20 protein-coding genes and 1 pseudogene are annotated in these 24,611 nt (G+C 61.1%); 11 read left to right on the top strand and 10 right to left on the bottom strand.

Annotated elements, in window-relative coordinates; all coding sequences use genetic code 11:
- Window positions 1-466 precede the first annotated feature (466 nt).
- On the top strand, window positions 467-1,717 hold the full coding sequence (locus EGJ09_RS25905) for a ribonucleotide-diphosphate reductase subunit beta (RefSeq protein ID WP_012313106.1): 1,251 nt from the start codon (window positions 467-469) through the stop codon (window positions 1,715-1,717).
- Between the two features lie 217 nt (window positions 1,718-1,934).
- Here the strand turns inward: EGJ09_RS25905 and EGJ09_RS25900 are convergent.
- Window positions 1,935-2,952 (bottom strand): annotated as a pseudogene (locus tag EGJ09_RS25900) (IS30 family transposase).
- Between the two features lie 257 nt (window positions 2,953-3,209).
- On the opposite strand from EGJ09_RS25900, the gene EGJ09_RS25895 reads away from it, so the two are divergent.
- A complete protein-coding gene (locus tag EGJ09_RS25895) occupies window positions 3,210-3,512 on the top strand; it encodes a helix-turn-helix domain-containing protein (protein ID WP_119688388.1) in 303 nt (100 codons plus the stop codon).
- A complete protein-coding gene (locus EGJ09_RS25890; RefSeq protein WP_125925144.1) occupies window positions 3,512-4,732 on the top strand; it encodes a type II toxin-antitoxin system HipA family toxin in 1,221 nt (406 codons plus the stop codon). The genes EGJ09_RS25895 and EGJ09_RS25890 overlap by 1 nt, the downstream gene beginning before the upstream one ends.
- Before the next feature lie 234 nt (window positions 4,733-4,966).
- Here EGJ09_RS25890 and EGJ09_RS25885 read toward each other — a convergent pair whose 3' ends face one another.
- Entirely contained in the window at window positions 4,967-5,815 is an 849-nt protein-coding gene (locus tag EGJ09_RS25885) for a hypothetical protein (RefSeq protein ID WP_125925143.1), read from the bottom strand.
- 619 nt (window positions 5,816-6,434) lie between these two features.
- Between EGJ09_RS25885 and EGJ09_RS25880 the strand changes: the two genes are divergently transcribed.
- The 8 genes from EGJ09_RS25880 (at window position 6,435) to EGJ09_RS25845 (ending at window position 14,603) form a co-directional block, all read left to right on the top strand.
- On the top strand, window positions 6,435-7,673 hold the full coding sequence (locus EGJ09_RS25880) for an OprD family porin (protein WP_125925142.1): 1,239 nt from the start codon (window positions 6,435-6,437) through the stop codon (window positions 7,671-7,673).
- Between the two features lie 282 nt (window positions 7,674-7,955).
- Window positions 7,956-8,762, top strand: coding sequence for an NAD(P)-dependent oxidoreductase (locus EGJ09_RS25875; RefSeq protein WP_125925141.1), 807 nt, complete (start codon window positions 7,956-7,958; stop codon window positions 8,760-8,762).
- A 26-nt stretch (window positions 8,763-8,788) separates the two neighbouring features.
- Complete coding sequence (locus EGJ09_RS25870) at window positions 8,789-9,667, top strand: SMP-30/gluconolactonase/LRE family protein (RefSeq protein WP_046787476.1); 879 nt, start codon at window positions 8,789-8,791, stop codon at window positions 9,665-9,667.
- Window positions 9,668-9,732: 65 nt separating this feature from the next.
- Window positions 9,733-10,704 carry a TRAP transporter substrate-binding protein gene (locus EGJ09_RS25865; protein ID WP_012313102.1) on the top strand — a complete coding sequence of 324 codons (972 nt, stop codon included), beginning with the start codon at window positions 9,733-9,735 and terminating at the stop codon, window positions 10,702-10,704.
- 68 nt (window positions 10,705-10,772) lie between these two features.
- On the top strand, window positions 10,773-11,300 hold the full coding sequence (locus tag EGJ09_RS25860; protein ID WP_115273007.1) for a TRAP transporter small permease: 528 nt from the start codon (window positions 10,773-10,775) through the stop codon (window positions 11,298-11,300).
- Window positions 11,301-12,581 carry a TRAP transporter large permease gene (locus EGJ09_RS25855; RefSeq protein ID WP_046787478.1) on the top strand — a complete coding sequence of 427 codons (1,281 nt, stop codon included), beginning with the start codon at window positions 11,301-11,303 and terminating at the stop codon, window positions 12,579-12,581. It abuts the gene before it with no gap.
- A 159-nt stretch (window positions 12,582-12,740) separates the two neighbouring features.
- Window positions 12,741-13,661, top strand: a complete 921-nt coding sequence (locus EGJ09_RS25850) for a DMT family transporter (RefSeq protein WP_115273008.1) — start codon at window positions 12,741-12,743, stop codon at window positions 13,659-13,661.
- A gap of 24 nt (window positions 13,662-13,685) precedes the next feature.
- The gene (locus EGJ09_RS25845) at window positions 13,686-14,603 is read left to right on the top strand and encodes an aldose 1-epimerase (RefSeq protein WP_125925140.1); all 918 of its coding nucleotides are present in this window, start codon (window positions 13,686-13,688) and stop codon (window positions 14,601-14,603) included.
- A gap of 2 nt (window positions 14,604-14,605) precedes the next feature.
- Here EGJ09_RS25845 and EGJ09_RS25840 read toward each other — a convergent pair whose 3' ends face one another.
- From EGJ09_RS25840 to EGJ09_RS25805, 8 genes are all read right to left on the bottom strand, one after another.
- A complete protein-coding gene (locus EGJ09_RS25840) occupies window positions 14,606-15,502 on the bottom strand; it encodes a LysR family transcriptional regulator (protein WP_125925139.1) in 897 nt (298 codons plus the stop codon).
- A 51-nt stretch (window positions 15,503-15,553) separates the two neighbouring features.
- Window positions 15,554-17,584, bottom strand: a complete 2,031-nt coding sequence (locus tag EGJ09_RS25835; protein ID WP_125925138.1) for a pyridoxamine 5'-phosphate oxidase family protein — start codon at window positions 17,582-17,584, stop codon at window positions 15,554-15,556.
- 27 nt (window positions 17,585-17,611) lie between these two features.
- Window positions 17,612-18,235: a glutathione S-transferase family protein gene (locus EGJ09_RS25830; protein WP_125925137.1), complete on the bottom strand. Its 624-nt coding sequence runs from the start codon at window positions 18,233-18,235 to the stop codon at window positions 17,612-17,614.
- Window positions 18,236-18,409: 174 nt separating this feature from the next.
- Entirely contained in the window at window positions 18,410-18,964 is a 555-nt protein-coding gene (locus EGJ09_RS25825; RefSeq protein WP_119688380.1) for a UPF0149 family protein, read from the bottom strand.
- Window positions 18,965-19,055: 91 nt separating this feature from the next.
- Window positions 19,056-20,045, bottom strand: coding sequence for an asparaginase (locus tag EGJ09_RS25820; protein WP_125925136.1), 990 nt, complete (start codon window positions 20,043-20,045; stop codon window positions 19,056-19,058).
- Window positions 20,042-21,196, bottom strand: coding sequence for a hypothetical protein (locus EGJ09_RS25815; protein ID WP_125925135.1), 1,155 nt, complete (start codon window positions 21,194-21,196; stop codon window positions 20,042-20,044). The genes EGJ09_RS25820 and EGJ09_RS25815 overlap by 4 nt, the downstream gene beginning before the upstream one ends.
- 10 nt (window positions 21,197-21,206) lie before the next feature.
- Window positions 21,207-22,103 (bottom strand): nitrilase family protein, encoded by an 897-nt coding sequence (locus EGJ09_RS25810; RefSeq protein WP_125925134.1) that lies wholly within the window; start codon window positions 22,101-22,103, stop codon window positions 21,207-21,209.
- A gap of 507 nt (window positions 22,104-22,610) precedes the next feature.
- Window positions 22,611-24,254, bottom strand: a complete 1,644-nt coding sequence (locus EGJ09_RS25805) for an acetolactate synthase large subunit (RefSeq protein WP_039604766.1) — start codon at window positions 24,252-24,254, stop codon at window positions 22,611-22,613.
- Window positions 24,255-24,611 lie beyond the last annotated feature (357 nt).

Raw genomic sequence — 24,611 nt, 5'->3', positions numbered from 1 at the left:
GCGGCCCCTGGAATCCACTATTTTCACAAGGATTCCGGGACTGCTTTGCAGCCCCTTCGCGACACAAGGCCGCTCCTACAAAAACCGCGCCAACCCAACATGATGTATCGATAAAATAAAAAACCACAACATGTAGTGCCTCGCGCTATTTACCGCTAAACTCCCTTCCCGTAAAAGACGACACGAGATACCGTGAACGGACGCGCTTAAAACCGGTCGAAAAATTACCCTCGCCCGCAAGACGCGCACCCCGATCGAAAGCGAATTCCGGTATACTCCGCCCCCTCTGAAAAGGGCACCTATTCAAGTCCCTGGCCCCTCCCCAAGGCCTGGCCAGGCACGAATCCAGATGTAACGAGAGTCAGCCTCTCGAGCTGTCCATTCGCCGTAACGGCCTTGCGTCAGGCATCACATTCTTAAAATCCAACCGGTTGCCTCAGGGCAATCCTCAAGCAGGAGCCAAACCATGCTGAGCTGGGACGAATTCGACAAAGAAGACGGCGAAGTAGCCGCCAAAGGCAACACCCCTGCGCAGGCCAACGCCGCCGCCACCCTCGACAAGCTCGACAGCGCCGGCGGTGCTGCCGCCCTGGAAGCCCGTGCTGCCACCGCCGCCGACTCCGACGCAGTTAAGCGCGCCAAGGCCGCGCTGGACGCCCTGGACATCGCCGAAGGCCTGGCCGAGCTGGAAGGCTCCTCGGCCCGCGTCGCCGTTGACGAAAAGCGCATGATCAACTGCCGCGCCGACCTCAACCAGCTGGTGCCGTTCAAGTACGACTGGGCCTGGCAGAAGTACCTCGACGGCTGTGCCAACCACTGGATGCCGCAAGAGGTCAACATGACCGCCGACATCGCCCTGTGGAAGAGCCAGGACGGCCTGACCGAAGACGAGCGCCGCATCGTGATGCGCAACCTCGGCTTCTTCTCCACCGCCGACTCGCTGGTTGCCAACAACCTGGCCCTGGCAGTGTACCGCCTGATCACCAACCCGGAGTGCCGCCAGTACATCCTGCGCCAGGCCTTCGAAGAGGCGATCCACACCCACGCCTACCAGTACTGCATCGAGTCGCTGGGCATGGATGAAGGCGAGATCTTCAACATGTACCACGAGATCCCGTCGGTCGCGAAGAAAGCCGCCTGGGGCCTGAAGTACACCCGCGCCATCTCCGACCCGGAGTTCAACACCGGCACCGTCGAAACCGACAAAGAGCTGCTGCGCAACCTGATCGCCTACTACTGCGTGCTGGAAGGCATCTTCTTCTACTGCGGCTTCACCCAGATCCTGTCCATGGGCCGCCGCAACAAGATGACCGGCGTTGCCGAGCAGTTCCAGTACATCCTGCGTGACGAGTCGATGCACCTGAACTTCGGTATCGACGTGATCAACCAGATCAAGATCGAAAACCCGCACCTGTGGGACGCGGCGATGAAGGAAGAAGCGACCCAGATGATCCTGCAAGGGACCCAGCTGGAGATCGAATACGCCCGTGACACCATGCCACGCGGCGTACTGGGCATGAACGCGGCAATGATGGAGGACTACCTCAAGTTCATCGCCAACCGTCGTTTGACCCAGATTGGTTTGAAGGAAGAGTACCCAGGCACTACCAACCCGTTCCCGTGGATGAGCGAGATCATGGACTTGAAGAAAGAGAAGAACTTCTTTGAGACGCGCGTGATCGAGTATCAGACGGGTGGGGCGTTGAGCTGGGACTGATTGTCCGGGCTGATCATCAAGGAGGCTGCCGATTGGCAGCCTTTTCTTTACGCCAGTACTTTCCTGCCAACAGAAATTTAACGCTTCCACCCCCAAACATCCTGCCGAACTTCACTCGACTTTTTCGAGTGCCCGAGAAAACGCCCAGACAAAAAGCTAGAGTCAACAACTTTAAATTGGAAGGCCCGGTTTCAAAGGCTGAGTGCAACACCGGGCTTCATTGAATTAAGGATGAGCCCTCATGATGCCGAGCCATCATCTGCGTCATCATCTCGATTGGGCATTGGTAATCAAAACGCTGGCGCGGCCGAATATTCAGTTCATACGCAATGGCATCCAGCTGCTCCTGGCTATGCCCAGACAAGTCGGTGCCCTTGGTCAGGTACTGCCTAATCAGGCCGTTGATGTTTTCGTTGCTGCCGCGCTGCCAGGGGCTATGCGGGTCGCAGAAGTAAACAGCCACTCCGGTACGCTGGGTGATCTCGGCGTGACGCACCATTTCCCGGCCCTGGTCATAGGTCAACTTTTTACGCGCTGCCAGAGGCATGCGGTTCAAGGCGGCACTGAAACCTTCGACCGCCGAAGTCGCTGTGGCGTCATGCATCTTGATCAGCATCAGGTAACCCGTACTGCGCTCTACCAACGTACCGACCGCAGAAGCATTGGCTTTGCCCTTGATCAAATCGCCCTCCCAGTGGCCGGGCGTCAGACGATCTTCTGCCTCAGGCGGACGAACATGGATGCTGACGAGATCAGGGATTTGGCCACGGCGGTCTACCCCGCCAGTGCGGGGGCGACGACTGGTTTTACCTTGCCGCAAGCAAATGATCAGCTCCTTGCGAAGCTCACCCACCGGCAATGCATAGATGGCGTTGTAGATCGTTTCGCGGCAGACGTAAGCGTCTTCAAGCTTTGGGAATTCCATGCGTCGGAGTTTGCCGGCAATTTGCTGAGGAGAAAAGCGCTGTCGCAGCAGGTAGGCCACCAGATCGAACAGTTCGCCACCTGGTTCAAGCTTGCGCGCAGGTCGGCACGCCTTGGCGGCGCAGGCGCATCTGTTGCTGAGCCTGGCTGGCAGAATAGGGCGAGGTACTGGCGGCGTTACGGCGAAGCTCACGACTAACGGTCGAGGGGCTGCGATCAAGCATCCGGGCGATCGCTCTTTGGCTCAGGCCCTGGAGCTGGCCGAACTGGATCGTGATGCGTTCTTCAATACTGAGTTCTTGGTAAGACATAGGGACACCGTACCGGATTGGTCAGGTGTTGCACTCAGTTTTTGCCGCCGCCATGCTTATAGAGACGTTAAATGCTGAAGTCTTATGGGCTCGCTGCCTACCTCGAATGCTCTGCAGAACCCAGCGCAAGACGTAGCATCCATGATTCGTCTGCCCATACATCGGGTAAGTATCCAGTCACTCGGTTTTTTCAGCACATATAAGCAGTGCTATAGTGACACTTATCGATGATAAGAACGCTTATAGAAGATCTTAAAATGCTGGTTTTCCCCTTGATGTGTGCCGACCGCCTGACAAAAATCGGGCTTCTGATCAAAACCAGACGGCTAGAACGCCGAGTCCGTCAGAAGGATCTTGCAGCTCAATCCGGCCTATCCATCACCACGCTGAGCAAAATCGAAGCAGGTACGCCTACCGTGGAAATGCGCAGCTATATGACCGCACTGTGGCATCTCGGCCTGCTTGAGGATGTCTTCAAAGAAATCCCAGAGACCTCCCCCGCGCCCTACACCACCGAGCATCGAGTGCGGCTCAAGCGTATCTCAGAGGATGATTTCTAATGCCTTTACTGTACATCTATATCCAGCAACCCGGATCGCTTGAGGTCACCACGCTCGGGCGCCTTACCGTGGAGAAGGGTGTGGGTGAATTCGTCTACAGCCCTCTCTATTACAAGGCAGGGGGCTGGGTGCCTGATCCACTGCACTACCCTCTGCGCGCGGAGCCCTACACCAACATCACCAAGAACGGCGGTCTTCCTGGCTTCATCAGGGATGCAGCACCGGATGGTTGGGGCGAGCGGCTGGTCATCCGCGAGCACGGCGGCGAGCTGGACGCAATCAGTTACCTGCAGAAGTCGCCCAACCATGATCGCGCCGGCAGCCTGATGGTGGGCAGCAGCAAAGTGCCACCTGAAGGTATCGGCCAGGCAGGTCTGGGCACACTCACTCAACTGGATGCGTTCATCCAGTTTGCAGACGGAGTCCAGGGCGGCTTCCCACCTGGCACGGATAGAGCGACCAAGGCTACGTTGCAGCAACGCTCCTCGCTCGGTGGTGCGCGCCCCAAATGTACCTTGGTCGAGGCAGGCAGACTTATCCTGGCCAAACCTCGAGATCGCCACGACAACTACGACATCCCTTCGCTTGAGTATGCGTGCATGGTATTCGCCGCCAGCAAAGGCTTGAATGTTGCCAACGTTCGCTTGCACAAAGGGCGGGTCAACACATTGCTGGTCGACCGTTTTGACAGAGCGCCGGCAGCTAACGGCCAATACGCACGCGTTCCGATGCTAAGCGGCTTGACCTTGCTTGACAGCAACTGGCTCGGGCAGGGGGATTGGAAGAAATGGCATTACGGGGTGCTGGTAGACGAAATGAACCGCCGTGGCGTGCCGGAAGCGGACCGCCAGGAGCTGTACAAGCGGATCTGTTTCAACATTCTTGTCGGTAACGATGATGACCATCCAAAGAATGTCGCCGTGCTGTTTACGAACGGCTGCTGGCGACTGTCGCCGATGTATGACGTAGTGCCGACTACCGAGGGAGCCCCGCCTTCACGGCTGGCAATGGCTATCGGGAGTTATGGGCATGAAATTTCACGACGAAACCTGTTGAGCCAAGTTGAACACTATGGGCTCTCCCAGGCGCAGGCCATTGAGGTAATTGATGAAGTGGCAAGCTGGGCACCGGATCTCGAGGAGCATTATCGTAGCAGCCTCGAAGTGCCGGAGCGGGACCTTGCCATAATGGCCATGGGTGCAGGCAACCTGCTTGAATGACCTGCAGGCACAGTATTCGATTGTGGACCGGGGGGGAAACTGGATAAGGGAGAGGCCCCGCCCACGCCGACAAGGGGCAGAAGTGTGCCCGACATGGAACAAGCCAGTCACGTGGTCGAGGGCGAGGCCGTAGATGAGTATAGGGCCGGTTGGCGGAGACGCCAAACCCTCTCGAAGCGCTTCAATTCAGGCTTAGCTTAATCAGGAGCCGCCAAGCGGCTCCGATACCTAGCGTCAGGCAGTGACGGCGTTGTCCGCCTGCGCTTGCGGTGCGTCTAGCAGGTTGTGCAAGGTATTGAGGAACAGATCAAAGCTCATGATCCCGTTACCGACGGTCGACAACAGTGTTTGGCCGCTCTCGTCCTTGATAACGACCAACTCTGTCCACTGATTGAGATCGACATTGCCCAGGCTGTTCAACGAGACCTTGCGGCCATCGATCTCGAGCGAGTCACGAGTGACGGTAAGGGCCCTGGTGGTGGCGTTAAAGAAGTCGCCACTGATCCGCTTGCCCCATACCTGTTTGGTGTCGAGATAGTTGAACTGCACCCCGCCACCATTTTGAAGCGTGGCGTATACCGCTGGCAGCCGTTCGTTCAGATGCTGGTCGCGCACCTGTTCGATAAAGGCGAACAGGCCCTTGAGGTGCGGATTGACCCGGCGGAAAGGCTCGCTTGCGTTGCGCCGATAAGCCAGGTTGTTGGTGAGGCCTGCGAAGGCTGTCTGGCCAGAGGCGAACAGGTACAAGTCATTCATCTCGCTGAAAGGCACGTAGTCACGTTCGCTGCCGATGATCTGGCAGATGCCTTTTTCGTAGACCTCGTAACGCGCTTTGCGCAGCTTTGTCTGCCACAGGGCCAGGGCAAACATGCTCAGCCCGAGCACAGCCAGCAAGGCGACGGTGAAGTAGAAGATTTGCTTGGGTCCGTTGAATTGCAGGTCGCTGGCGACACTCAGGTAGCCGACGAAAGCGGCCAAGCCGAAGAAGATGCTGCCCAAGATGAGCATGCTGATGATCAGCGCCTTGCCGTAGCCATAGGTGCCCAGCAGGTTACCGGTGGCTATAGGTGGGGTTGATTGCATGATGGAGCCTCCTTGCGTGTGAAATGACATCATGTCGATGATGGCAGTAAGACATGTCCTGTTAGCAATGGTTCACGGGGAAGTGGGGTCCGCTCGGTACGCACGCTTGCAGAGGCGCTCAACAATCTTGCCGGGTCTTAAATCCAACATAACGCGTCTTAAACCCCCTGATCCGGTCCTAATACACAAAATTCCAGGGTTACCAGCAAATCAACGCCCTTCACACCGACTTTAGTCGTAGTATCTCTTTCAAGGCAGGGAGATGCCCGGGCTAGAGCTTCTGTTGATGAAAGGTGCCTCTCAGAAAGGTGCTAAACCAGGCGTTATTCGCCTTAGTAGGCGTTGACATTACCGCCTGCGCTTGCTAAAAAATCGCCACAGTTGTACGACAACACATAACAAAAACAACAATCAGTGGACACTCTCCCATGTCGACCCCCATCGCGCTACACCCCAGCCTCTCGCCGCCCCTCATTCCAGCATGCACGGCCACCTAGTGCCGTAACCCTGTTTCACCCTACCCGGCCTTGACCGGCCCGTACCCACCCGCCCCTGCCGCAGGCCGCTTGCGCGTGCCCGGTGGACGGGCTGCCACACCCTTTTGCGGAGCACAACAATAATGAAAATCTGCCAGACCCTTCCCTTTGCCCTGCTGGGCGCCGGCATGATCGGGAGCTTGCCGGGCACCAGCGTGGCCGCAGGCTTCATCGAGGATTCAAAAGCCACGCTTGGCCTGCGCAACTTCTATATCAACCGCAACTTCACCAACCCCAGCAACCCGCAGAGCAAGGCTGAGGAGTGGACGCAGAGCTTCATCCTCGATGCACGCTCAGGCTTCACCGAGGGGCCGATCGGTTTCGGCGTGGATGTGTTGGGAATGTGGTCGGTGAAGCTCGATGGCGGTGGCGGCACCTATGGCACCGCCCTGCTGCCGCGCCATGACGATGGGCAGCCGGCTGATGACTTCGGGCGCCTGGCGGTGGCGGGCAAGGCGCGGATTTCCAAGACTGAACTGAAGGTCGGCGAGTGGATGCCGGTGCTGCCGATCCTGCGTTCCGACGATGGCCGCTCGCTGCCACAGACCTTCCGCGGTGGGCAGGTCACCTCTAACGAAATCGCCGGGCTGACGCTGTACGGCGGGCAGTTCCGCGGCAACAGCCCGCGCAACGACGCCAGCATGGACGACATGAGCTACGGCGGCGGCCTGTCGGACCGTTTCAACTTCATCGGTGGCGAATACAAGTTCAACCAGGACCGCACGCTGGTCGGGCTGTGGAACGCAGTGCTCAAAGACGTCTATGAGCAGCAGTACCTGCAACTGAGCCACAGCCAGCCGGTCGGCAGCTGGACCTTCGGCGCCAACCTCGGTTACTTCCACGGTGGCGAAGACGGCTCCGAAAAGGCTGGGCAACTGGACAACAAGACGTATTCGGGGATGTTCTCGGCCAAGTATGGCGGCAACACGTTCTGGGTGGGCCTGCAGAAGGTCGATGGCGATACCTGGATGCGGGTCAACGGTACCAGCGGCGGCACCTTGGCCAACGACAGCTACAACTCCAGTTTCGACAATGCCAACGAGCGCTCCTGGCAGGTGCGTCATGACTTCAACTTCGTCACCGTTGGGGTGCCGGGGCTGACGCTGATGAACCGCTACATCAGCGGGCAGGACGTGCATACCGGGGCGGTGACCGACGGCAAGGAGTGGGTGCGGGAAACGGAGCTGGCCTATGTGATCCAGAGCGGGGCGTTCAAGGATTTGAGCGTCAAATGGCGCAACTCGTCGATTCGGCGCGACTACAGCAACAACGAATTCGATGAGAACCGGTTGATCTTCAATTACCCGCTGTCGCTGTTGTAACCCGGGCTAACGCGTTTCCTGTGGCAACGGCCTTGTGTGGCAATTGCCTTGTGTAGGAGCGGCCTTGTGTCGCGAAAGGGCTGCGCAGCGGCCCCCGGCAATGGGGCCGCCTGCGAAGTTCTGGGGCCGCTGCGCGCCCCTTTCGCGACACAAGGCCGCTCCTACAGTTGACCACCAAACCAGGCGAAAGCCGCACACGCCTCATTGACAACTGCCAACCCCACTGCCAATAATCAACACAGTCATACGACAACCTACAACAATTAACAAATAGAGCCGGCCATGACCACTACCCCCCTCAATCGCCTGCTGCTCACCGGAGCCGCAGGCGGCCTGGGCAAGGTCCTTCGCGAACGCCTGCAAGGCTACGCCGAGGTCCTGCGCCTTTCCGATATCAGCCCGATGGCACCTGCCGCGGGTGCGCATGAAGAGGTCGTGACCTGCGACCTGGCCGACAAGGCCGCCGTCCACGCACTGGTAGAAGGCGTAGACGCCATCCTCCATTTCGGCGGCGTATCCACCGAGCACTCCTTCGAGGACATCCTCGGCCCCAACATCTGCGGTGTGTTCCACGTTTACGAGGCGGCGCGCAAGCATGGGGTCAAGCGCATCATCTTCGCCAGCTCCAACCACACCATCGGTTTCTACCGCCAGGACGAGCGCATCGACGCTCACGCTCCACGCCGGCCCGACAGCTACTACGGGTTGTCCAAATGCTACGGCGAGGATATGGCCAGCTTTTACTTCGACCGCTATGGCATCGAGACCGTCAGCATCCGCATTGGCTCGTCCTTCCCCCAGCCACAGAACCCACGCATGTTGTGCACCTGGCTGAGCTACGACGACCTGGTCCAGCTCATCGAACGTGGGCTGAACACCCCTAACGTGGGCCACACCATTGTCTACGGTGCCTCCGACAACCGCACCGTATGGTGGGACAACCGCTATGCCGCGCACCTGGGCTACGAGCCTAAAGACACCTCCGAGGTGTTTCGCGAAGTGGTAGAGGCCCAGCCGGCACCTGCCGCCGATGACCCGAGCATGGTCTATCAGGGCGGCGCCTTCGCCGTAGCCGGACCGTTCAACTGACACCCAGTGCTCCAGGAGGCCCGGCCATGAACTGCGAACTGATCGTCGACGCCCGCAACGGCACCGGCGAAAGCCCCGTGTGGCACCCCACCGAACACGCCCTGTACTGGGTCGACATTCCCGCACGCCAGCTGCATCGCTGGCAGCCCGATGGTGCCCATCAGACCTGGCAAGGCGACGAGATGCTCGCCTGCATCGCGCGCACTGAGCGGGGCTGGATCGCCGGCATGGAAAGCGGCATCTTCCAGCTTGAAACCAGGGCCGATGGCAGCCTTGCCAGCCACTTGCTCAGCGCCGTCGACCATGCACAGAGCGGCATGCGTTTCAACGATGGGCGCTGTGATCGCCAGGGCCGCTTCTGGGCCGGCACCATGTTGATGGACATGCAGCAAGGCGCCACGGTCGGCGCGCTGTACCGGCATGACGGCGAGGGCCAGTTACACCTGCAGCAGGACGGCATGATCGTGCCCAATGGCCTGGCCTTCAGCCCCGACGGCACACGCATGTACCTGTCGGACTCGCACCCCGACGTGCAGAAGATCTGGGTGTTCGACTACGACATCGACAGTGGCATACCCCACAACAAGCGGCTGTTCGTCGACATGCGCGCCTTCCCCGGTCGCCCGGACGGCGCTGCCATCGACCAGGACGGCTGCTACTGGATCTGCGGCAACGATGCCGGTCAGATCCACCGGTTCACGCCGGATGGCCGCCTTGACCGCTCACTCAACGTGCCGGTGAAAAAGCCGGCGATGTGCGCCTTCGGCGGCGCCAACCTGGACACCCTGTTCGTCACCTCGATCCGCCCCGCAGGCATCGACCTCTGCGACCAGCCGCTGGCTGGTGGGGTATTTGCCTTCGAACTCGGCGTCAAAGGCCTGGAGGAACCTGCCTGCCGGGGCTGAACACCCGTACTGCCAACCACACTCGTACGCCCGAAACCGGATAATAAAAACCACGGAGTTTCATCATGACTTTCAAACGCAAGCTGCTTCTTGCTGCACTCCCGTTCGCCTTCAGCCTCTCCCTGCCAGCCCACGCGCTGGACATCAAGTTCGCCGAGATCCACCCGGCCGGTTACCCGACCGTGGTCGCCGAGCAGAACATGGGCAAGAAGATCGAAGCCGCCAGCAATGGCGAAATCACCTTCAAGATGTTCCCCGGCGGCGTCCTGGGCTCGGAAAAGGAAGTCATCGAGCAGGCGCAGATCGGTGCCGTGCAAATGACCCGCGTCAGCCTGGGGATCGTCGGCCCGGTGGTGCCGGACGTGAACGTGTTCAACATGCCGTTCGTGTTCCGCGACCATGACCACATGCGCAAGATCATCGACGGCGATATCGGCCAGGAGATCCTCGACAAGATCACCAACTCCGAATTCAACCTGGTGGCCCTGGCGTGGATGGACGGCGGCTCGCGCAGCATCTACACCAAGAAGCCGGTGCGCAGCCTGGAAGACCTCAAGGGCATGAAGATCCGCGTGCAGGGCAACCCGCTGTTCATCGACATGATGAACGCCATGGGCGGCAACGGCATCGCCATGGACACCGGCGAGATCTTCAGCGCCCTGCAGACCGGCGTGATCGATGGCGCCGAAAACAACCCGCCAACCCTGCTCGAGCACAACCACTACCAGAGCGCCAAGTACTTCACCCTCACTGGCCATCTGATCCTGCCGGAGCCGGTGGTGATGTCCAAGACCACCTGGAACAAGCTCACGCCTGAACAGCAGGCGCTGGTGAAGAAGGTCGCGCGCGAAGCGCAGATGGAAGAGCGCGCGCTGTGGGATGCCAAGACTGCCGCCAGCGAAGAGAAACTCAAGGCCGCGGGCGTGGAGTTCATCAGCGTCGACAAGAAACCGTTCTTCGAGGCTACCGCTTCGGTACGCGAGAAGTACGGTGCGCCGTACGCAGACCTGATGAAGCGTATCGACGCCGTCCAGTAATACCGGCCCCCTTCCAAGTTTGACCGCGGCAGTGCGGCGCCCGCCGCCCTGCCGCTTTGGTGATGCCTATGAAATCGCTTTTCCTGAGCGTGAACGACACGCTCTACCGCAGCTGCATCTGGGTCGCCGGCCTGTCGATCCTGGCCATGTCGCTGATCATTCCCTGGGGCATCTTTGCACGCTACGTGCTGGGTACCGGCTCCAGCTGGCCTGAGCCAGTGTCGATCCTGCTGATGGTGGTGTTCACCTTCGTCGGTGCCGCCGCCAGCTACCGGGCCGGCGCGCACATGGCGGTAGGGATGATCACCGACCGCCTGCCACCGCTGCAGCGCCAGCTGGTTGCACTGCTGGTGCAGGTGCTGATGATCCTGGTGTGCGTGTTCATGACCTACTACGGCATCAAGCTGTGCATCACCACGTGGAACCAGTCGCTGGCCTCTTTGCCTGGGGTACGGGTGGGCATGACCTACGCGCCGATCCCGGTCGGTGGTCTGCTGACCTTGATTTTTGTACTGGAAAAACTCCTGCTGGGCGATCAGAGCAACCGCAAGGTGGTTCGTTACGATCTGGCGGAAGAAAACGAAGGAGCTGCGTAAATGGATGCGTTCATTCTGTTGGGCAGTTTCATCGTGCTCATCCTGATCGGCATGCCGGTGGCCTTCGCCCTGGGCCTGTCGGCGCTGATCGGCGCCTGGTGGATCGATATCCCGCTGCAGGCGATGATGATTCAGATCGCCAGTGGGGTTAACAAGTTTTCACTGCTGGCCATTCCGTTCTTCGTGCTGGCTGGCGCAATCATGGCCGAAGGTGGCATGTCACGGCGGTTGGTGGCCTTCGCCGGAGTGCTGGTGGGCTTCGTACGGGGCGGTTTGTCGCTGGTCAATATCATGGCCTCGACCTTCTTCGGCGCCATTTCCGGCTCGTCGGTGGCTGACACCGCGTCTGTAGGCTCGGTACTGATCCCCGAGATGGAGCGCAAGGGCTACCCGCGCGAGTTCTCCACGGCAGTGACCGTCAGCGGCTCGGTGCAGGCACTGCTCACCCCGCCCAGCCACAACTCGGTGCTGTACTCGCTGGCGGCGGGCGGCACAGTGTCGATCGGCTCGCTGTTCATCGCGGGGATCATGCCCGGCTTGCTGCTGAGCGCGGTGATGATGGGCCTGTGCCTGATCTTCGCCAAGAAGCGCAACTACCCCAAAGGTGAAGTGATCCCGCTGCGCCAGGCTCTGAAAATCGCCGGCGAAGCACTGTGGGGCCTGATGGCGATGGTCATCATCCTCGGCGGTATTCTCTCGGGCGTGTTCACCGCCACCGAATCAGCGGCCGTGGCAGTGGTCTGGTCGTTCTTCGTGACCATGTTCATCTACCGCGACTACAAGTGGCGCGACTTGCCCAAGCTGATGCACCGCACCGTGCGCACCATCTCGATCGTGATGATCCTGATCGGCTTTGCCGCAAGCTTCGGCTACGTGATGACGCTGATGCAGATCCCGTCGAAGATCACCACAGTGTTCCTGACCCTGTCGGACAACCGCTACGTGATCCTGATGTGCATCAACTTCATGCTGTTGCTGCTGGGCACGGTGATGGACATGGCGCCGCTGATCCTGATCCTGACGCCGATCCTGCTGCCCGTGATCACCGGCATCGGTGTGGACCCGGTGCACTTCGGCATGATCATGCTGGTGAACCTGGGCATCGGGTTGATCACGCCACCGGTAGGTGCGGTGCTGTTCGTCGGCTCGGCCATCGGCAAGGTGAGCATCGAATCGACGGTGAAGGCGCTGCTGCCGTTCTACATTGCGCTGTTCCTGGTGCTCATCGCGGTCACCTATATCCCGGCCATCTCGCTGTGGCTGCCGAGCGTCGTGCTGTAACGGCGCTCATCCGGGGCCGCTGGGCGGCCCATCGCCGGCAAGCCGGCTCCCACTGGGACAACGCCGATCTGAAGGCCAATGCAAAACCAGTGGGAGCTGGCTTGCCAGCGATGGGCTGCGCAACAGCCTCCTGAACACACCTGCAAATGGATCATGCACATGGCTGTCGCTGCTTCTGTCTCCCTTTTCCCGCGCAAGCTGGCGGTCGCGCTACTGGCGCTGCTGGCCTGCTCGTTCGCCGGCAACCACATTGCCGCGCGCATCGCCTTCGATGACGACACCGGCGTGCTGTTGGCCATCCTCTGTCGTTCCGGCATCACCTTCCTGGTGCTGGCCAGCCTGGTGCTGTGGCAGCGCCAACCGCTGAGCCTGCCGGCTGGCACGCGGCACTGGCAACTGCTGTTGGGCCTGTTGATCGCTACCCAGAGCCTGTGCCTGTACTCGGCCGTGGCGCGCATTCCGGTTGCCTTGGCGCTGCTGGTAGGCAACACCTTTCCGATGCTGCTGGCGCTGCTCACCTGGGCGCTGGGCGGCGCTCGCCCGACCGGCCGCACCGTGCTGTTCATGGGGCTGATCCTGTGTGGCCTGGTGCTGGCGCTGGATGTACCTGGGCGCCTGGCCGATAACGGTGAGGCCAACCCGCACTGGCTACTGGGCGTGGGCCTTTCGTTCTGCGCCGCCTGCGTGTTCGCCTGCGCGTTGTGGATCACCGACCACAAACTGGCTGCCGTTCGCGGCCCGGTGCGCAGCTTGCTGACCCTGCTGATCGTGTTCGCCAGCATGCTGGTGGCGGGGGCCAGCGGGGTGATGCCCTCGGGGTTGTCGCTGCCGGCCAGCGCCAGCGGCTGGACGGCCTTGGCCAGCCTGGTGGTGCTGTATGGCGTGGCCTTCACCTTGCTGTTCGTCTGTGTGCCACGGCTGAACATGGCGCAGAACGCGCCAGTGATGAATATCGAGCCCATCGCCACGTTGCTGCTGGGCTGGGCGTTGCTGGATCAGCGCCTGGGCACCTGGCAATTGGTCGGCGCCGCCGTGGTGGTGTGCGGCATCGTGCTGCTGACCTATCGTCGGGCCAGCTGACCCGCTTTGTGAAAGGAGCCGCTGATGGCTGTCACCGAACTGCAGCTGCAAGACCGCCTGACCCGCCTGACCCTGGCGCCCGAGCTGGGCGCCAGCCTGATCAACTGGGAGGTGAAGGCGACCGGGCAGGCGCTGTTGCGCCATACCGATCAGGCAGCGCTGGCCAGCGGTACACCGCGCCAGCTGGGGTGCTACCCGTTGGCGCCCTGGTCCAACCGTATTGCCGAGGGTGGTTTTGCAAGGCCCGAGGGTTGGCTGGCCCTGGCGCCCAACACCGCACACGACCCGTATCCGATCCATGGCACCGCCTGGCAGCAGGCCTGGCAGGTGGCTCATCACAGTGAGCGAAGTGCAAGGCTGACGCTCCAGAGCAGCGTGCCGTTCGCCTACCGGGCGGTACTGGATGTGCATTTGCATGAAGGCCGCCTGAGGCTTGACCTGCAGGTAACGCATCTGGATGAGCCCGCTACCTGGTATGGACTGGGGTTGCATCCTTACTTCCCGCGCTACCCTGACACCCGCCTGCAGGCAGCAGCGCAGCACGTGTGGCTGGCCGAAGAGGGGCGGTTGCCGTCGTACACGGCAGCGGTGCCTCAAGACTGGCGCTTCGATGCGCCGGCCAGCCTGCCGGGCACCGTGGTCGACCATGCGTTCGGCGGGTGGGCCGGGGACTGCGTGATCGAGCAACCCGGGGCCGGTTATCGGCTGGTATGCAGCGCCGACGGCGCCGAGCATTTCTTGCTGTTCTGCCCCCAGGACAAGCCGTTCTTCTGCTTTGAACCGGTCAGCCATCCAATCAATGCCCATCACCTGCCGGGGCAACCGGGTTTGCGCTTGTTGCGCCAGGGTGAAGAAATGAGCCTGGGGTTCAGCCTGGAGTACCAGGCGATCCAGACGGTTGTCAGCGAGCAACCGCAACCGGGCGAACCGAAGGCAGGATGACTTCAGTCCAGCCCTTGGGCCCGCAGCTCATGCGCCAGCAGGTCGACGAACATGCGCACCTTGGCCGAGCCGTGCTTGCTTTCGCGGTGCAGCACATGGATCGGCCATGGGGCTTCCTCATAGTCGGCCAGTAGCACCTGTAACTGCCCGCTGGCGATCTCGTCCACCACCTGATAGGACAGCAACCGAGCAATCCCCAGCCCGCCCACCGCCGCTGCGATCGCACCGTCGTTGCTGGTCACGGTGAGCCTGGGCTTGATGCGCACCAGGGTCGGTTCGTCCGTCACGCCGAAGCGCCAACCGGCACGCGGCGAGAGGTTGGTGGTGGCGATCACCGCATGCGCCGGCAAGTCCGAGGGGTGCTGCGGCACACCGTGGCGCGCCAGGTATTCAGGCGAGGCGCAGAGCATGCGCCTGACCCTGCCTACGCGCAGGGCCTTGAGGCCGGAGTCGGGCAGCGGACCGATACGCACCGCAACGTCCATGCCCTCCTCGACCATGTTGACGATGCGGTCGAGGAAGTAGGCGGATACGTCCACCTCGGGGTACTGCTGCAGATAACGCACGATGCTCGGCATGACGAATTTCTTGCCGAACAGAATGGGCGCGGTGACGGCCAGTTCGCCTTTGGGCGTGGCGTTGATGCCGGCGGCGGCCTCGTTGGCCTCAGAGATGCTGGCGAGGATGTGACGGGTGTCCTCCAGATAGCGGCCACCCGCCTGGGTCAGGCGCACGCTGCGCGTGGTACGTAGCAGCAGTTTGACGCCGAGCATGTCCTCAAGCGCGCTGACCGCGCGGGTTACTGCAGCGGGCGAGATGTCCAGACGGCGGGCGGCAGCAGCGAAGCTTTCCAGCTCGCCTACCGCGACGAACACCTTCATCAGGTGGATCTGGTCCATGCCGGCTCCTGAGTATCGTGGGTAGAGATTATCTGCTATCTGCAGGCAGCATCAAATATCCAGTACCAGCGCCTGCCCGCCCTCCTGCGCTTTGCCCGGCACCGCGCAGCAGATCAGCACTGTCCCCGCTTCCGGCATCTGGGCAGGCGGGTTCGGGTAATGCACCTGCCCGCTCACCACCTTGGTCTTGCAGGTGCCGCACGAACCGCCCCGGCAGCTGAAGTCCGGCGACAACCCACGGGCTTCGGCAAGTTCGAGCAAGGTACCACCGCCCGGTGCCCAGCGCGCCTCCTTAGCCGAGCTGGCAAAGTACACAGGCACTGGCTCGCTGGCAGCCGGTGGCTGCTGCAGCGTCGGCTGGTCGTCATCGGTATGACGCCTGAGCGTCGACGGGCCGAAGGCTTCTGCATGAATGCGCTTGTCCGGCACATGTATGGCGCGTAACCCTTCATACAGGTCCTGGGTAAAGCTGGCCGGCCCACACAGGTAGAAGTCATAGTCATCCAGCGCCAGCTTCGCTTTCACCTGCTCGATCGCCAGGCGCCCGGCATGTTCATAGTCGCGTCCTGGCACTGCGTCGTCCTCCGGCTGGCTTAGGGAGCGATGCACACTCAACAGGCCACCTGCCTGCTCGGACAACGCGGCCAGTTCCTGCTGAAATGGCAAGTCAGCGAGGCGGCGGGCGCCGTGGAACAGGTGAATTCGCCGCGTCTGCTGCCGGGCCAGCTGCTCGCGCAACATGGCGATCAGCGGGGTAATACCTACGCCTGCACCAATCAGCACGATGGGCCTTGTACTGTCGCCGTCCAGGGTAAAACTGCCCATGGGCAGCCGCACGTCGAGCAGGTCGCCCACGCCGACCTGTTCGTGCAAATACCGCGAAGCCGCACCCTGGGCCTTGACGCTGATGCGCAGGTGGCCGTCCGATGGCGCGCAGGACAGGCTGTAGGTGCGAATCAACGGCGTGTCGCCACCCAGCGGGAGCCGCACAGGGATGTGCTGGCCTGGAGCAAAGGTTACCGGCACATCGGCCGCCAGGTAGAACGAGCGGATGTCCTGGCTCTCCTGCACCACCCGCTCAACACGCCAGGCCAGCCATTGGCGCTGCCGCTCGCGCTGCTGCCGGCGCTGCTCGACCTCGGCCCAGGTCCCGGTCATCAGGCTGGTCGGTGCGTATTCCTCAAAGGCCCAGCGTAGCGACACGCCAGCCCGGCGCAGCACGATGTGTTCGACCTGAAGCGTCCATAGCCGCTCGGCGCCGGCGAAGTCTTTGATCAGTGGGCTGTCGAGCAAAATCTCGGTGCGCCCCGACACTTGCAGCACGTTGCCGTTGCTGAAATCGACGAACAACAACCCTGCCTGCGGATTTTCCAACAGGTTGCCGAGGGTATTGAAGTGCAAGTTGCCGGCATAGTCGGGGATGGTCAGGCGGTTGCCGTCGACCTTGACGAACCCGGCCCGGCCGCCGCGGTGCGAGACATCCACAGCGCGATGGCCGTCTTGGTGGTCAATGTAGCTGGCGACAAAGAAGGTGTCTGCCTGCTCGATCATCGTCACTGCGTGGGTATCCAGTACGCTGGAGTCCAGCCTGCCCTGCGGCGGCTCATCGACACGCGTGTAAGCGCGCAACTGGATGTACTGGGGACAATTGCCGAAGGCATGCTCCACCGTCACCGCCAGCGGGCCACCACCCCCTTGCTGGATAAGCCCGTTGATGCGGTTGCGCCGGCGGCTGTGCAACTCGATGCCGAGCAAGCCGACAGCACCACCTGCGCCCAGGCCTGGCGTTGCCGGGTCGTCGCTGGCGAGATGGGTGTCGATCAGCAATTGCCGTGGGTCGGGCGAGCTGACGAAGCCTTCAGGGCCTTCAAGCAACGTCGCCCAGGGTTTACCGTGGGCGTCTACGGCGCCAGCGACCAGGAAAGGCAGTTGCCGGTAAAACTCGCGGTGCTGGTCGGGCATGTAGTCACGAATGACCTTCTGCCCGAACGCCTCCATGCGCTGCGCCACACCGGCCTGCTCCTGCAGCCGTTTTTCGCCAACGTGCCAGGGCGAGGGTCGAGGGTCAGGGGTTTGTTGCATGGCGGCGTTCCTCGGTTGGGTTGCGGCTCAGACGTTGGCTTGCAGGCCCACGGCGGTACGTGGCATGGCAACGAAACCGGGCAGCGCTTCGATGCGTGCCAGCCAGGCGCGTACGTTGGGGTACGGCTCCAGCGAGACGTTGCCCTCAGGGGCGTGGGCGATGTAGGAGTAGTTGGCCACATCAGCGATGGTCGGCTGGTCGCCCACCAGGAATGGCGACTCGGCCAGTTCGCGGTCCATCACCTTGAGCAAGGCGTGGGCGCGACCGATGACTTCGTCGGTATTGAATGAGGCGCCAAACACGGTAACCAGACGGGCAGCGGCCGGGCCGAAGGCGAGCGGCCCTGCGGCGGTGGACAACCAGCGTTGCACACGGGCGGCGGTGACCGGGTCTTGGGGCAGCCAATGGCCGGCTTTGTCGTACGTGCTGGCCAGGTAGACGAGGATGGCGTTGGAGTCGGCAATGACAGTACCGTTGTCATCGATCACCGGCACCTGGCCGAGGGGGTTGAGGGCGAGGAATTCCGGCTGCTTGTGCGCGCCCTTGGCCAGGTCCACGAACACCAGTTCGGTGGGCAGGCCCAGCAGCGACAACATCAGCTCGATGCGATGGGCATGGCCGGACTTGGGGAAGTTGTAGAGTTTGATCATGGTCTGTGCTCCAGGGTCGGCACCGGCGTGGTGCTGGTGGAGCACATGCTGCGCTGAATCGCTGAGTTGCAGAATCAGTGCTGGGGGAAGATCATAATTTCGCGATGCGAAATAATCGCTGGGTACCCAAGGCCCGTGGGCGGGGCAGACCCAAAAGGGCCCCGCCCCATCGGGTCAGTGGCGCTGCTGCTTCTGATACCGATACAAGCCCTTCGCCGCTGCGACCACATGTGGCACGCAGGCCTGCAGCTCATCGAAACTCATGGTATCGAGCAGCTCGAAGTTATCCTCCAGCCCGTGCAGCGAAATAGCCTTGAGCAATTGATCCTGCTCGGGCGGAAGGTCGCCCCATTGTGCAATCTGGGTAGCGCGCATGTAGCCAAAGCACCACTCTTCCATGATGATCGCCGGCCCTTCCTCGCTTTCACTTTCTTCGAACACCGGCTCGAAGCCGTCGACGTTCTGCGCAAGCTGTTCCGCCACCTGGTGGGCATAGCGCAGCATCAGTGCCGTATAGGCTTCTTCATGGGCAGGCTTCTTGAACTTCGGCACCTTGCCACCGGCGACCGCAGGCAACCACTGCTCAGGGTTGACCCGCGACGGCGAGCTGGCCAGGCCGGTGAAAAAGCCGTTGAGCTCGGCAAGGTTGAGTACCGAATAGTCGTTGCCGTAAGTGATCAGCAGGTCTTCCAGGCGGTGGAGTTCTTTTTCGCTGAGGGGGGGGAGCATGGTTGCACATCCTGAAAAGCAAAAGTGTGTGCACCCTATCACAGCGACGGGTCAAGGGCTGCCCACAGCCACAGAGCTGCGGGCAGTTACCCTATTGGGGTAGCCAGGTGCACAGCGACGACTGTTGCCCCGTGCCGAGTAGCAGCCACAACAATATTCGACACTTGCGCGGGCAGAGTTGTCCGGCCATGTGTACGCCTTTGGACTGCAAGTCGATCTCGGCACCCGCAAAACCATAGGTGGCCCGAGCGGTGGTACCACTTCCGGTGCGGGTAGCGACAATCACCGGCAGGTTCGCCGCCAGCTCACCCAACACATCGGACCAGGCGCTGGAAACGTGCCCGGCACCAAACCCGGATATGACCAGCCCCTCGAAGCCAAAGGCCGCAACAGCCTGCAGCAAGGTTGTGTCTGCATCCAGGCAAGCTTCCAGCAGCGCAACCCGATGCCCGACGCGTTCGGGGAGCGGTAGCACCCTGCGCGGGCAAGGCGGTTGACGATAAACCGCCAAGCCTTCTACGAGTTCACCAACGGGGCCACTGCCAGGCGACTCGAACGCGTCCATCGACAGGCTGGCAGTCTTGCGTACCCGTGTTGCGCAGTGGATCTGGTCGTTGATCACTACCAGCGCACCTCTTCCCCTGCTAGCGTGAGCCAGAGCTACCTGCGTCGCCGCCAGCAGATTGGCCGGCCCATCGCTCCCCGGCTGGCTGGGCGGGCGCATTGCACCGGTAAGCACCAGCGGTGCGTCGAAAGGCCAGAGCAGGTTGAAGAAGTACGCCGTCTCCTCCAGCGTATCGGTCCCCTGAGTGAGTATCACTGCCTGCGAGCCACCTTCGATTTCAGCGCGAGCCCAGGCCAGCACATCCAGAAGCATCACGAAACTCAGTGAGGCACTAGGGACCAGACACAGCGTGGCCACTTCAAGGTGCGCCATCTCGCGCAAGTGGGGTAACGAGGCCAATTGCCTCTCACAGTCGAGACTTGGCGTCACCCCCCGCCCTGATGCACCAGCCTGCATGCTGGCTGTTCCTCCCAGGCTGGCAATCGACAAGCGAGGCAAATTTTCAACTTCCGTCATACGCCAACTCCCGTAACAAGCCCGACCAGCGGCACGATACCTAATGTACTGATGGCCATGGATAGAACGTTACCGATATAGCCATGCATATGGCTCGGTAACCGTTGGCTGATGGCCACAGCCAACGGCGGTGCGATCAGCGCGCCCAATACTGCGCTGAGCATGACCACCTGCCAGCTACCGCCATGGGTCAGCACCGCGGCAGGAACAACCGACACAATGGGAATGTAGGTGGGATACCAGCCACGTGCTTGCCACTGACGACGCCAGATCACTACACCAACCAGTGAAAACACCCCCTGCCCGGCCACCAGCTGAACAACCAGTTGCGAGCCATAGGCGGGTGCAGCGGGCGCTAGCATGTAGGCGGCCAGCACACCCAGCAAGAGCCCCAGACTGGCCAGTTCATTTCCGAAAAATGGCCCTTCGCTGAAATCGGCCAAAACTCGCCTGAGTGACCAGACCACGCCATAGTCCGGGTTTGGCGCAACAGCCTGCAACGTCTCGGGCCTGCGGCCGCCCTCGACCAGCGATGGAAAGCGCCTGCACAGCATGAAAGCCATCACGCTTGCTACAGCCATCCCGCTGACATTGCCGATCACGGCAGGCAACTGCAGGGGGTAGCACAGGTAATTGACCAGCAACAGGCTGGCTGGTGCTACCAGCAGTGCGCCCAACACCGCACCGGTGATCGTCACCTGCCAGCCGCCACCAAACAGCAGAACCATGGCAGCAGGCAGCGAGACGAAGGCGACGAAAGTGGGTTGCCAGGCGCCACTGGCCAAGGTCCAGCCCCACAAGGCATGACTGAGCAGCAAGCCAAGCAGCGAGCTGATGAAAACCCAGGGCCACAAGCCACTGCCATAACAGATGGCGAAGCCCTGGCAACGGTAGCCACGGATATAGGCCCAATGCGCCAGGCAAGCGCCGAGCAGCAAACCGAGGGCGGGTAGTTCATGCTTGTAAAAAGTGACTTCGCTGATGTCTGCGACTATCCAGCGCAGGCGGCTCAGTGGCTGATCCAGTGTCGCAGTCCACTGTGCATAATCCGGCCATTGACCAAGCACCAGGCTGGCAGCCAGCAATACTGTCAGGCTGGCCAGCATCAATGCTGGGATCAATTGCTGAGGCGAAATGAGTTTAACCTTCATTTCCGTCTCCTCAGCGTGGCATCGGTGCATGCATGCGATAGCCGAGCGTGGCGTCGTAAAGATCTGTACGCCGGTCTCGCGGCAAATCGTTGAGGCTGTTCCAGATTGGCGCCGAACGGGCTGCGCTGAGATCGACATCGGCATAGAGGATGGTTTCGTGATCTGCGCTGGCCGTTTCACCGATGGGCCATCCGTTGGTCCCGGCGATCAGCGAACAACCCAGAAAACGGCCTCCCCGCTCGCTACCGATTCGGTTGGCGGCGGCGATATAGACATTGTTGACGTGTGCTGCCGTCATGGTGAGGTATGAAGCCATGCAACGTCCGGCAGCATCGAACAGCGGTGGTGGCGTCCATACCCAGTTGTTCAGGCTGCAGAGGATGTCGGCACCTTGCGCCGCCATCAGACGTGGGACCTCGGGAAACCAGATATCCCAACAGATCAACAAACCTATACGTCCGATGGGCGTTTCGAAGACAGGGAAGCCCAGGTCGCCAGGGGTGAACCACAGCTTTTCCTGATTCCACAGGTGGGCCTTGCGATAATGCCCAAGCATCCCTTCAGGCCCGAACAGCACTGCACTGTCATAGAGTTTCAGACCATCGCGTTCCGCGAAGCCTGCGGCCAGGTAGACCTGGTGTTCCTGCGCAAAGTCCGCCCACGCCTGCAGGCTGGGCCCGTCCTGTAACGTCTGGGCATGAGCATAGGCTTCGGCACGCGACTGAAAGGTATAACCGGTGTTTGCCAGTTCAGGCAGCACAATCAGGTTGGCACCTTCGCGAGCAGCTCGCCTGGCCAGGGCCAACCCGTGTTTCAGGTTGCCATCGCGATTGTCTAGCCCAACCTGAGGGTCGTACTGAATGACGGCGATTTTTACCGGGCTTATGGGGAGGCATAGTTCGGACATGGCGGCTTCCTTTTTTGGTTGTTGTGGAAGAGCGCCAGTAAAACGGGGTCAGGCTGGGGAGCGACAGTCAGCGCACTCCCACAGACCTGTGGGAAAAGCGAAGACCTCCGGTAAGACTTATCTACCTGATAGCCACGAATTCCATTACCTACAGCATCTGATAATGCGGGTAGTGATCAAAGGTGAAATCGATCATCCAAACAAAAGGTCTGGTGGTTTCGGGAAGCGCAGCCCAAGGTTGCGAGGTTGAAGGAGGCTCAATGGCCAGGTTGGCGGGGTGGTTGTATGACGATCCAATCGTCATGTTCTCGTGTTCTCCATGGGGCTTGAGAACCTGAATGGTGAATAGCGAGATCTGAGCGGTGGTGAATATATGCGCGCCAACGAGCGCAGGCCCTGCTCTGTAGAGCCTGATCGCCGGCAAGCTGTTCCCACGGGAATATCACTGGCCAAAGAGACCAGTGATATTCCCGTGGGAACAGCTTGCCGGCGATCGGGCCTTAAGGCTTACACCGCCAGCGCGCGCTCACGCAGCTCGCTGTTGAGGATGCGGTCGTTCTCGCTGTAGTCGACCGGGCAGTCGATCACGTGCACGCCCGGGGTCTTGATGCAGTGCTCGAGCAGCGGCAGCAAACCTTCGGCGCTTTCCACGCGGTGGCCATTGGCACCGTAGGCTTCGGCGTACTTGACGAAGTCCGGGTTGCCGTAGTCCAGGCCGAAATCGGTGAAGCCCATGTTGGCCTGCTTCCAGCGGATCATGCCGTAGCCATCGTCACGCAGGATCACCACGGTAACGTGCATGCCCAGACGGACTGCGGTTTCCAGCTCCTGGCTGTTCATCATGAAACCACCATCGCCACACACCGAGATCACCGGGCGGTCCGGGTACACCAGGTGCGCTGCCATGGCCGACGGCAGGCCGGCGCCCATGGTCGCCAGGGCGTTATCGAGCAGTACGGTGTTGGGCTTGTGGGCCTTGTAGTTGCGCGCGAACCAGATCTTGTAGATGCCGTTGTCCAGGGCGACGATACCTTCGGACGGCAGAACACGACGGATGTCGGCAACCAGGCGCTGAGGGTAGACCGGGAAGCGGTCATCGTCGCCGCCTTCGGCGATCTGGGCTTCGTTGGCTTCACGAATCGCCATGAGACGGGTGAAGTCCCAGTGCGAGGTGTCGCCCAGGCCTTCAGCGATCTGCCAGACGGCGTTGGCGATGTCGCCGATCACTTCTACCTGCGGGAAGTACACGGCGTCGACTTCGGCGGAACGGAAGTTGATATGGATGACTTCGGTGCCGCCACGGACCATGAAGAACGGCGGCTTCTCGATCACATCGTGGCCGATGTTGACGATCAGGTCAGCCGCTTCGATCGCACGGTGCACGAAATCACCGGACGACAGCGCAGCATTACCCAGGAAGCGCGGGCTGCGCTCGTCAACCACACCCTTGCCCAGCTGGGTGGTGACGAACGGGATACCGGTCTTATCGACCAGTTGCTTGAGGACCTTGGCGGTCATCTTGCGGTTGGCGCCGGCACCGATCACCAGGATAGGGCTGCGGGCGGTGCGCAGTTTCTCGATGGCAGCTTCGATAGCCACGTGCTCGGCCAGCGGACGGCGGTGCAGGCTGCGCGGGATCGGCATGGCATCGGTCTGCTCGGCGGCGATGTCTTCCGGCAGCTCCAGGTGCACGGCGCCCGGTTTTTCTTCTTCGGCCAGGCGGAACGCTTCACGCATGCGCGAAGGGATGTTGTCGGCCGAGGCGAACTGGTGGGTGTACTTGGTGATGGGGTCCATCATGCCGCACACATCGATGATCTGGAAGCGGCCCTGCTTGGACTTCTTGATCGGCTTCTGGCCGGTAATCATCATCATCGGCATGCCGCCCAGGTAGGCGTACGCACTGGCGGTTACCAGGTTGGTCGCGCCAGGGCCCAGGGTCGACAGGCTGACGCCGGTCTTGCCGGTCAGGCGGCCATAGGTGGCTGCCATGAAGCCCGCAGACTGCTCGTGGCGGGTCAGTACCAGCTTGATCTTCGACTTGCGCAGGGATTCCAGCAGGTCGAGGTTTTCCTCACCAGGAATGCCGAACACATACTCGACACCTTCGTTTTCCAGGCATTGCACAACGACATCGGCGGCCTTGGCCATCTTGCTTGTAACCTCAGTTGTATAGGACGGTGAAGGTCCAGAAATGCGCAGCACGGCACGCTGGCATCGCTATGTTCGGGCGCGAGGATGCCCCGAACCTAAGCCTTGACGCAGCTTGGGCAGGGCAAAGTCACGTAAACGAACAGGAATAATTGTCGCACCCTTCGGCGCGTTTGCGCAGGTGCGAGAGGGACAAAACATCTTTGCCTGGAGAAAGGTGTGCGAATATCGGAAAGACAAAACCCCTACCTGCTCGCGCAGATAGGGGTTTTGCGAAATTAATCTTGACGATGACCTACTCTCACATGGGGAAACCCCACACTACCATCGGCGATGCATCGTTTCACTACTGAGTTC

The organism is Pseudomonas sp. p106, from assembly GCF_003936645.1.
GTDB classification, from domain to species: domain Bacteria; phylum Pseudomonadota; class Gammaproteobacteria; order Pseudomonadales; family Pseudomonadaceae; genus Aquipseudomonas; species Aquipseudomonas putida_E.
The sequence above is the reverse complement of the archived record's forward strand: the minus strand, read 5'-3'. Positions and strand labels throughout refer to the sequence as shown.

What these genes read in the sequence shown, in the direction of transcription:
- EGJ09_RS25905 (WP_012313106.1), top strand. Translation starts at nt 467, where the DNA reads ATGCTGAGCTGGGACGAATTCGACAAAGAAGACGGCGAAGTAGCCGCC.
- EGJ09_RS25895 (WP_119688388.1), top strand. Translation starts at nt 3,210, where the DNA reads ATGCTGGTTTTCCCCTTGATGTGTGCCGACCGCCTGACAAAAATCGGG.
- EGJ09_RS25890 (WP_125925144.1), top strand. Translation starts at nt 3,512, where the DNA reads ATGCCTTTACTGTACATCTATATCCAGCAACCCGGATCGCTTGAGGTC.
- EGJ09_RS25885 (WP_125925143.1), bottom strand. Translation starts at nt 5,815, where the DNA reads ATGCAATCAACCCCACCTATAGCCACCGGTAACCTGCTGGGCACCTAT.
- EGJ09_RS25880 (WP_125925142.1), top strand. Translation starts at nt 6,435, where the DNA reads ATGAAAATCTGCCAGACCCTTCCCTTTGCCCTGCTGGGCGCCGGCATG.
- EGJ09_RS25875 (WP_125925141.1), top strand. Translation starts at nt 7,956, where the DNA reads ATGACCACTACCCCCCTCAATCGCCTGCTGCTCACCGGAGCCGCAGGC.
- EGJ09_RS25870 (WP_046787476.1), top strand. Translation starts at nt 8,789, where the DNA reads ATGAACTGCGAACTGATCGTCGACGCCCGCAACGGCACCGGCGAAAGC.
- EGJ09_RS25865 (WP_012313102.1), top strand. Translation starts at nt 9,733, where the DNA reads ATGACTTTCAAACGCAAGCTGCTTCTTGCTGCACTCCCGTTCGCCTTC.
- EGJ09_RS25860 (WP_115273007.1), top strand. Translation starts at nt 10,773, where the DNA reads ATGAAATCGCTTTTCCTGAGCGTGAACGACACGCTCTACCGCAGCTGC.
- EGJ09_RS25855 (WP_046787478.1), top strand. Translation starts at nt 11,301, where the DNA reads ATGGATGCGTTCATTCTGTTGGGCAGTTTCATCGTGCTCATCCTGATC.
- EGJ09_RS25850 (WP_115273008.1), top strand. Translation starts at nt 12,741, where the DNA reads ATGGCTGTCGCTGCTTCTGTCTCCCTTTTCCCGCGCAAGCTGGCGGTC.
- EGJ09_RS25845 (WP_125925140.1), top strand. Translation starts at nt 13,686, where the DNA reads ATGGCTGTCACCGAACTGCAGCTGCAAGACCGCCTGACCCGCCTGACC.
- EGJ09_RS25840 (WP_125925139.1), bottom strand. Translation starts at nt 15,502, where the DNA reads ATGGACCAGATCCACCTGATGAAGGTGTTCGTCGCGGTAGGCGAGCTG.
- EGJ09_RS25835 (WP_125925138.1), bottom strand. Translation starts at nt 17,584, where the DNA reads ATGCAACAAACCCCTGACCCTCGACCCTCGCCCTGGCACGTTGGCGAA.
- EGJ09_RS25830 (WP_125925137.1), bottom strand. Translation starts at nt 18,235, where the DNA reads ATGATCAAACTCTACAACTTCCCCAAGTCCGGCCATGCCCATCGCATC.
- EGJ09_RS25825 (WP_119688380.1), bottom strand. Translation starts at nt 18,964, where the DNA reads ATGCTCCCCCCCCTCAGCGAAAAAGAACTCCACCGCCTGGAAGACCTG.
- EGJ09_RS25820 (WP_125925136.1), bottom strand. Translation starts at nt 20,045, where the DNA reads ATGACGGAAGTTGAAAATTTGCCTCGCTTGTCGATTGCCAGCCTGGGA.
- EGJ09_RS25815 (WP_125925135.1), bottom strand. Translation starts at nt 21,196, where the DNA reads ATGAAGGTTAAACTCATTTCGCCTCAGCAATTGATCCCAGCATTGATG.
- EGJ09_RS25810 (WP_125925134.1), bottom strand. Translation starts at nt 22,103, where the DNA reads ATGTCCGAACTATGCCTCCCCATAAGCCCGGTAAAAATCGCCGTCATT.
- EGJ09_RS25805 (WP_039604766.1), bottom strand. Translation starts at nt 24,254, where the DNA reads ATGGCCAAGGCCGCCGATGTCGTTGTGCAATGCCTGGAAAACGAAGGT.